Consider the following 3,842-nt stretch of genomic DNA (forward strand, 5'->3'; position numbering starts at 1 on the left):
GCAGAGAGATCAACGGTTTCGTTAGTTCCGTTCTCAATACCTATGGTCAGGATGTTTCCTGCAAGGCCTGATCCGGAAATGTTCTGATCGTCTGTGCTGCCTGCGGCCAGTTCAGCCAGGGCGCCTTCCACTTCTGTAGAGGTAAAGTTTCCACCTGCATCGGTAATGTTTACTTCATTTGCAATCTGATCGTCTGTACCTACCAGGGCAGAGAGATCAACGGTTTCGTTAGTTCCGTTCTCAATACCTATGGTCAGGATGTTTCCTGCAAGGCCTGATCCTGAAATATTCTGATCATCCGTACTACCTGCAGCTACTTCATCCAGGGCTGCCTGAACATCTGTAGCTGTTAAGCCTGAGGTTGTGTTGTCGTAAGGGTTACTCCCTGCTGTAGTACTTATGGTTACAGGGCTTCCGTCATTGTTGTCAAAGGTATAAGTCCCATCAGCATTATCCGTTACATCAGCTTTGCTGATAGTTTGTGGCACCCCATTTTCATTGGTATAAGTAAAAGTTCCGTCTGCATTATCAACAATATTGGTAATCGTTTCAGAAATAGTTACAGAGGCTACGTTGAGATACAAAGCTCCATCAGAACCTGCGCTAATATCATTATTGGCATCGGTACTGATTAAACTATCTGAAAATGTACCTCCGGCATCGGTAACTTCCAATGCTCCGGCATTCATTGCTACTCCCGTATTGTATTCGTTTGTTGGATCGGAATCCGCATCATCTACATTAAGAGTAAGGGTGTTTCCATCTTCAATGGAAATATTCCCGGGTGTATTATCTGTCGACAGGGTCTGATCGTCTGTACCAACGAGGGATGAAAGGTCTACTACTTCAGAAGCACCATTTTCGATTCCAATGGTCAGGTTTGTTCCTGCCAGTCCTGATCCGGAGATATTCTGATCGTCGGTACTACCAGCGGCTACCTCATCAATAGCTGCCTGTACGTCTACTGCTGTAAGTCCGGAAGTTGTATTGTCATAGGTTACCTCAGCAGCGGTCTGATCATCTGTTCCTGAATCATCCAGAGAGGAAAGGTCAACAGTGGTTGATGTTCCATTCTCAATATCGATCTGAAGGATATTTGCTCCACTAAGGGTGGCACCCGTTAAGTTCTGATCATCCGTACTTCCAGCAGCCAGTTCAGCAAGGGCTCCTTCCACTTCTGTAGAAGTAAAGTTTCCGCCTGCATCGGTGATGTTTACTTCACTGGCGATCTGATCGTCGGTTCCTACGAGGGCAGAGAGATCAACTGTTTCGTTGGTTCCATTTTCTATACCTATGGTCAGGATGTTTCCTGCAAGGCCAGATCCGGAGATATTCTGATCATCCGTACTTCCGGCGGCTACTTCATCAATAGCTGCCTGTACATCAACAGCTGTTAGGCCGGATGTTGTATTGTCATAAGTCACTTCCGCTGCGGTCTGGTCATCTGTTCCCACAAGAGAAGAGAGGTCTACTACCTCAGAGGCTCCGTTCTCAATACCAATAGTAAGATTGGTTCCTGCTAATCCAGAGCCAGAGATGTTCTGATCATCGCTACTTCCTGCAGCCAGTTCAGCAAGGGCTCCTTCCACTTCCGTAGCGGTAAAGTTTCCACCTGCATCGGTAATATTTACTTCATTGGCTATCTGATCGTCGGTACCGACCAAAGAGGAAAGGTCGACCACTTCAGAAGCGCCATTCTCAATCCCGATGGTCAGGTTAGTTCCTGCCAGACCTGAACCAGAGATATTCTGATCATCTGTACTTCCTGCAGCTACTTCATCCAGGGCTGCCTGAACATCTGTTGCTGTTAAGCCTGAGGTTGTGTTGTCATAAGGATTGCTTCCTGCATTGGTGTTTATGGTAACCGGAGTTCCGTCATTATTGTCAAATGTATAAGTCCCATCAGCATTATCAGTAACATCAGCTTTACTGATGGTTTGAGGGGTACCATTTTCATTGGTATAGGTAAACGTACCATCGGCATTATCAACGATATTGGTAATCGTTTCAGATATAGTCACAGAAGCCACATTGAGATATAAAGCTCCATCAGAGCCTGCACTGATGTCGTTATTGGCATCTGTACTTATCAAGCTGGTAGATAGTGTTCCACCGGCATCGGTAACCTCAATGGCACCGGCATTCATCCCAACACCTGTATTGTATTCGTTGGTGGCATCAGCATCGGCATCGTCCACATTTAGGTTTAATGTATTGCCATCTTCAATAGAGATGTTTCCGGGAGTACTGTCGGTAGATAGGTTCTGATCGTCAGTCCCAACCAAAGAAGAAAGATCAACCACTTCTGCGGCTCCATTCTCAATTCCAATCGTCAGGTTAGTACCTGCCAGCCCAGATCCGGAGATATTCTGATCATCCGTACTACCGGCGGCTACTTCATCGATAGCTGCCTGTACATCAACAGCAGTTAGGCCGGATGTTGTATTGTCATAAGTCACTTCAGCTGCGGTCTGGTCATCTGTTCCCACAAGAGAAGAGAGGTCTACTACTTCAGAGGCTCCGTTCTCAATACCAATAGTAAGATTGGTTCCTGCTAATCCAGAGCCAGAGATGTTCTGATCATCGCTACTTCCTGCAGCCAACTCAGCAAGGGCTCCTTCCACTTCCGTAGCGGTAAAGTTTCCACCTGCATCGGTAATATTTACTTCATTGGCGATCTGATCGTCAGTTCCTACCAAAGAGGAAAGGTCGACCACTTCAGAAGCGCCATTTTCAATCCCGATTGTCAGGTTGGTCCCTGCCAGGCCTGATCCGGAAATATTCTGATCATCCGTACTACCTGCGGCTACCTCATCGATAGCTGCCTGTACGTCGGCGGCTGTCAGACCCGATGTAATATTGTCATAAGTAACTTCAGCTGCGGTCTGATCGTCTGTTCCAACAAGGGAAGAGAGATCCACTATTTCAGAAGCACCATTTTCTATTCCAATAGTAAGGTTTGTTCCAGCCAATCCGGAACCGGATATATTCTGATCGTCTGTACTACCGGCGGAAACCTCGTCTATAGCTGCCTGTACATCAGTTGCTGTTAAACCAGAGGTTGTATTGTCGTAAGGATTGCTGTTCGCATTGGTGTCAATGGTTACAGGGGTACCGTCGTTATTATCAAAGGTATAAGTCCCATCAGCGTTATCAGTAACATCAGCTTTATTGATAGTTTGAGGGGTACCATTTTCATTGGTATAGGTAAAAGTACCATCTCCATTGTCCACAATATTTGTAATCGTCTCACCAACGGCAACTGAAGCCACATTTAAGTAGAGGCCACCGTCAGAGCCTGCGATGATATCATTATTGGCATCAGCACTGATCAGGTTGATGGTCACGGGAGTACCCGTTTCATCTGTGTAAGTAAATGTTGCATTACCATTGTCCACTAAGGTGGAAATACTTGTATCGCTAATTGTTGTATTATTCCCCGCTGCATCGGTAAAGGTATAGGTGCCGTCAGCATTATCAACAAGGGCTACAGTTCCTGCTGCTGCATTGATCTCATCAATGGCTGCCTGAACATCAGTAGCCACAAGTCCGGATGTTGTATTATCGTATGGGTTACTACTTGCATTGGTGTTGATCACCTGAGTAGCGCCTGTTTCATCTGTATAGGTATAGGTACCATCAAGATTGTCTACCATGGTGGAGATGGATGTATCACTGATCGTAGTTACATTTCCTCCTGCGTCGGTAAAGGTATAGGTGCCATCGGCGTTATCTACCAGGGCTACAGTTCCTGCTGCTGCATTGATCTCATCAATAGCCGCCTGAACATCGGTAGCAACTAAACCTGATGTAGTATTATCGTATGGGTTGCTACTCGCATT

The 3,842-nt window shown here is 46.1% G+C and carries 1 protein-coding gene; it reads right to left on the bottom strand.

Annotated features, from left to right (window positions below; translation table 11 throughout):
* On the bottom strand, window positions 1-3,842 hold a 3,842-nt coding region (locus ACA086_RS14810; RefSeq protein WP_371004126.1), incomplete at both ends, for a beta strand repeat-containing protein.

The organism is Muriicola sp. E247 (assembly GCF_041358175.1).
Taxonomy (GTDB): Bacteria; Bacteroidota; Bacteroidia; order Flavobacteriales; family Flavobacteriaceae; genus Muriicola.